Source organism: Azospira sp. MPR-E4 (assembly GCF_058809645.1).
In genome coordinates, this window is the sequence record NZ_JBXAST010000096.1 from 1 (window position 1) to 5,356 (window position 5,356).

General features: G+C 53.2%; 2 tRNA genes and 3 rRNA genes. All 5 read left to right on the forward strand.

The features are described 5' to 3' along the window. Positions 1-146 precede the first annotated feature (146 nt). A 16S ribosomal RNA gene (locus AC1RTA_RS16265) occupies positions 147-1,686 on the forward strand. A 137-nt stretch (positions 1,687-1,823) separates the two neighbouring features. After that, a tRNA-Ile gene (locus tag AC1RTA_RS16270) sits at positions 1,824-1,900 on the forward strand. A gap of 14 nt (positions 1,901-1,914) precedes the next feature. Continuing rightward, a tRNA-Ala gene (locus tag AC1RTA_RS16275) sits at positions 1,915-1,990 on the forward strand. Between the two features lie 225 nt (positions 1,991-2,215). Continuing rightward, positions 2,216-5,101, forward strand: a 23S ribosomal RNA gene (locus tag AC1RTA_RS16280). Positions 5,102-5,201: 100 nt separating this feature from the next. Then, positions 5,202-5,315: ribosomal RNA gene (gene rrf / locus AC1RTA_RS16285) — 5S ribosomal RNA — on the forward strand. The 16S, 23S and 5S rRNA genes sit together here with 2 tRNA genes alongside, the layout of an rRNA operon. Positions 5,316-5,356 lie beyond the last annotated feature (41 nt).

Genomic DNA, 5,356 nt, shown 5'->3' on the forward strand with positions numbered 1-5,356 from the left:
AGCTCTTTAAAAAATAGGACAACCGATAGGTGTAGGTGCTTGGTTGGGTGTTCCGGCTTAGGTCGGACAAATGAATCAAGCGCTTGCACAAAGATGTAGTCAAGGAAACTTGAATATATCCGTCAAGCGAGTTTTAAGCAGAGATTAAACTGAAGAGTTTGATCCTGGCTCAGATTGAACGCTGGCGGCATGCCTTACACATGCAAGTCGAACGGCAGCACGGGAGCTTGCTCCTGGTGGCGAGTGGCGAACGGGTGAGTAATACATCGGAACGTACCCAGGAGTGGGGGATAACGTAGCGAAAGTTACGCTAATACCGCATATTCTGTGAGCAGGAAAGCGGGGGATCGCAAGACCTCGCGCTCTTGGAGCGGCCGATGTCGGATTAGCTAGTTGGTGAGGTAAAAGCTCACCAAGGCGACGATCCGTAGCAGGTCTGAGAGGATGATCTGCCACACTGGGACTGAGACACGGCCCAGACTCCTACGGGAGGCAGCAGTGGGGAATTTTGGACAATGGGGGCAACCCTGATCCAGCCATGCCGCGTGAGTGAAGAAGGCCTTCGGGTTGTAAAGCTCTTTCGGCGGGGAAGAAATGGCAACGGCTAATATCCGTTGTTGATGACGGTACCCGCATAAGAAGCACCGGCTAACTACGTGCCAGCAGCCGCGGTAATACGTAGGGTGCGAGCGTTAATCGGAATTACTGGGCGTAAAGCGTGCGCAGGCGGTTTCGTAAGACAGACGTGAAATCCCCGGGCTCAACCTGGGAACTGCGTTTGTGACTGCGAGGCTAGAGTACGGCAGAGGGGGGTAGAATTCCACGTGTAGCAGTGAAATGCGTAGAGATGTGGAGGAATACCGATGGCGAAGGCAGCCCCCTGGGTTAGTACTGACGCTCATGCACGAAAGCGTGGGGAGCAAACAGGATTAGATACCCTGGTAGTCCACGCCCTAAACGATGTCAACTAGGTGTTGGAAGGGTTAAACCTTTTAGTACCGCAGCTAACGCGTGAAGTTGACCGCCTGGGGAGTACGGCCGCAAGGTTAAAACTCAAAGGAATTGACGGGGACCCGCACAAGCGGTGGATGATGTGGATTAATTCGATGCAACGCGAAAAACCTTACCTACCCTTGACATGCCAGGAACTTTCCAGAGATGGATTGGTGCCCGAAAGGGAGCCTGGACACAGGTGCTGCATGGCTGTCGTCAGCTCGTGTCGTGAGATGTTGGGTTAAGTCCCGCAACGAGCGCAACCCTTGTCATTAATTGCCATCATTCAGTTGGGCACTTTAATGAGACTGCCGGTGACAAACCGGAGGAAGGTGGGGATGACGTCAAGTCCTCATGGCCCTTATGGGTAGGGCTTCACACGTCATACAATGGTCGGTACAGAGGGTTGCCAAGCCGCGAGGTGGAGCCAATCCCAGAAAGCCGATCGTAGTCCGGATCGCAGTCTGCAACTCGACTGCGTGAAGTCGGAATCGCTAGTAATCGCGGATCAGCATGTCGCGGTGAATACGTTCCCGGGTCTTGTACACACCGCCCGTCACACCATGGGAGTGGGTTCTACCAGAAGTAGTTAGCCTAACCGTAAGGAGGGCGATTACCACGGTAGGATTCATGACTGGGGTGAAGTCGTAACAAGGTAGCCGTATCGGAAGGTGCGGCTGGATCACCTCCTTTCTAGAGAAAAGCATCCTCCAAGCATCTACAACCTATCGGTTGTTCAAGTAACAGCATGAGGGAAAGGCCAGGAGCAGGAGTAGCGCGCAGGCGTACTGACTCCGGGTCCTCTACTGACCCTTCGATAAGAGAAGTTTGGGTCAGTAGCTCAGTCGGTTAGAGCACCGTCTTGATAAGGCGGGGGTCGTAGGTTCGATTCCTACCTGACCCACCAACGCTTCATCAGGCGGGGGCATAGCTCAGTTGGGAGAGCGCCAGCTTTGCAAGCTGGATGTCGTCGGTTCGATCCCGTCTGCCTCCACCAACCCCTTCGGTTGTCTGCAAGAGCTCATACGTAAGCACGGATGCTTAGGTCTGACCTCTTGGTCAATGCTGTTTGCTCTTTAACAAAATGGAGAAGGTTGTATATCTGGAGCCGAAACCAAGCCAGATATACATTGTGATTGCATCGTATCGCGTTACAGCTAGCGCGATACAAACACAAACTGAGTTGCTTATAACTGCCTCGGAAGAGGCCTCAAAGTTATAGGATCAAGCGACTAAGTGCATGTGGTGGATGCCTTGGCGATTACAGGCGATGAAGGACGTGCAAGCCTGCGAAAAGCTCTGGGGAGCTGGCAACGAAGCTTTGATCCAGAGATGTCCGAATGGGGAAACCCACTCCGCAAGGAGTATCCCTGACTGAATACATAGGTCAGTGGAGGCGAACCCGGTGAACTGAAACATCTAAGTAGCCGGAGGAAAAGAAATCAACCGAGATTCCCAAAGTAGTGGCGAGCGAAATGGGAACAGCCTGCAAGTGATAGCGAATCTGTTAGCGGAAGACTCTGGAAAGTGTCGCCGTAGTGGGTGATAGCCCCGTACGCGAAAACAGGATCGTGGTACTAAGTTTGCGACAAGTAGGGCGGGGCACGTGAAACCCTGTCTGAATATGGGGGGACCATCCTCCAAGGCTAAATACTCGTAATCGACCGATAGTGAACCAGTACCGTGAGGGAAAGGCGAAAAGAACCCCGGGAGGGGAGTGAAATAGATCCTGAAACCGCATGCATACAAACAGTGGGAGCCCCTTCGTGGGGTGACTGCGTACCTTTTGTATAATGGGTCAGCGACTTACGTTATGTTGCGAGCTTAACCGAGTAGGGAAGGCGTAGGGAAACCGAGTCTGATAAGGGCGTTAAGTAGCATGGCGTAGACCCGAAACCGGATGATCTATCCATGGCCAGGATGAAGGTGCGGTAACACGCACTGGAGGTCCGAACCCACTAACGTTGAAAAGTTAGGGGATGAGCTGTGGATAGGGGTGAAAGGCTAAACAAATCCGGAAATAGCTGGTTCTCTCCGAAAACTATTTAGGTAGTGCCTCAAGTATCACCTACGGGGGTAAAGCACTGTAATGGTTGAAGGGGTCATCGCGACTTACTTCGCCATAGCAAACTCTGAATACCGTAGAGTGCGAGCTTGGGAGACAGACATCGGGTGCTAACGTCCGGTGTCAAGAGGGAAACAACCCAGACCGCCGATTAAGGTCCCAAAGACATAGTTAAGTGGGAAACGAGGTGGGAAGGCTCAGACAGCCAGGAGGTTGGCTTAGAAGCAGCCATCCTTTAAAGAAAGCGTAATAGCTCACTGGTCGAGTCGTCCTGCGCGGAAGATGTAACGGGGCTCAAACTATGCACCGAAATCGCGGATATCCTTTGGATATGGTAGGAGAGCGTTCTGTAGGCCGTTGAAGGTGTCTCGTGAGGGATGCTGGAGGTATCAGAAGTGCGAATGCTGACATGAGTAGCGATAAAGGGAGTGAAAAGCTCCCTCGCCGAAAGCCCAAGGTTTCCTGCGCAACGTTCATCGGCGCAGGGTGAGTCGGCCCCTAAGGCGAGGCTGAAAAGCGTAGTCGATGGGAAACAGGTTAATATTCCTGTACCTCAATGTAATGCGATGGGGGGACGGAGAAGGTTAGGTCAGCCGGGTGTTGGACGTCCCGGTTTAAGCGTGTAGGCGTGCCCCTTAGGCAAATCCGGGGGGCTAAGCTGAGGCGTGACGACGAGCGCTCTTTGAGCGCGAAGTGATTGATACCAAGCTTCCAAGAAAAGCCTCTAAGCTTCAGTTACATTGGGACCGTACCGCAAACCGACACAGGTGGGCAGGATGAGAATTCTAAGGCGCTTGAGAGAACTCAGGAGAAGGAACTCGGCAAATTGGCACCGTAACTTCGGGATAAGGTGCGCCCCGGTAGGGTGTAGAGACTTGCTCTCGAAGCTCGATGGGGTTGCAGTGAAATGGTGGCTGCGACTGTTTAATAAAAACACAGCACTCTGCAAACACGAAAGTGGACGTATAGGGTGTGACGCCTGCCCGGTGCCGGAAGGTTAAGTGATGGGGTGCAAGCTCTTGATCGAAGCCCCGGTAAACGGCGGCCGTAACTATAACGGTCCTAAGGTAGCGAAATTCCTTGTCGGGTAAGTTCCGACCTGCACGAATGGCGTAACGATGGCCACACTGTCTCCTCCTGAGACTCAGCGAAATTGAAATGTTTGTGAAGATGCAATCTCCCCGCGGCTAGACGGAAAGACCCCATGAACCTTTACTGTAGCTTTGCATTGGACTTTGAACCGATCTGTGTAGGATAGGTGGGAGACTGTGAGACCAGGACGCTAGTTCTGGTGGAGTCGTCCTTGAAATACCACCCTGGTTTGTTTGAGGTTCTAACCATGGCCTGTGAATCCAGGTCTGGGACCGTGCATGGTAGGCAGTTTGACTGGGGCGGTCTCCTCCCAAAAGGTAACGGAGGAGTACGAAGGTACGCTAGGTACGGTCGGACATCGTGCTAATAGTGCAATGGCATAAGCGTGCTTGACTGCGAGACCCACAAGTCGAGCAGGTGCGAAAGCAGGTCATAGTGATCCGGTGGTTCTGTATGGAAGGGCCATCGCTCAACGGATAAAAGGTACTCTGGGGATAACAGGCTGATACCGCCCAAGAGTTCATATCGACGGCGGTGTTTGGCACCTCGATGTCGGCTCATCTCATCCTGGGGCTGTAGCCGGTCCCAAGGGTATGGCTGTTCGCCATTTAAAGAGGTACGTGAGCTGGGTTTAAAACGTCGTGAGACAGTTTGGTCCCTATCTGCCGTGGGCGCTGGAAGTTTGAGGGGGGCTGCTCCTAGTACGAGAGGACCGGAGTGGACGTACCCCTGGTGTACCGGTTGTGACGCCAGTCGCATCGCCGGGTAGCTAAGTACGGAAGAGATAACCGCTGAAAGCATCTAAGCGGGAAACTCGCCTCAAGATTAGACTTCCCCGGGGCTTCGAGCCCCCTAAAGGGTCGTGGAAGACCACCACGTTGATAGGTCGGGTGTGGAAGCGCAGTAATGCGTTAAGCTAACCGATACTAATTGCCCGTGCGGCTTGATCCTATAACTCTGAGATCAAAGCGCTTCAGTTTGAAACGCAATCACATTTAACCTTCTCCCATTTTGCGCTCGACGTCACTCGACAGCGAGCGAACAAGTTACGCTTGGCGGCCATAGCGCTCTGGACCCACCCCTTCCCATCCCGAACAGGACCGTGAAACAGAGTTGCGCCGATGATAGTGCATACTTCATGTGCGAAAGTAGGTCACCGCCAGGCTCCCCTTACAACACCCCAGCTACCTCGTGGCTGGGGTGTTT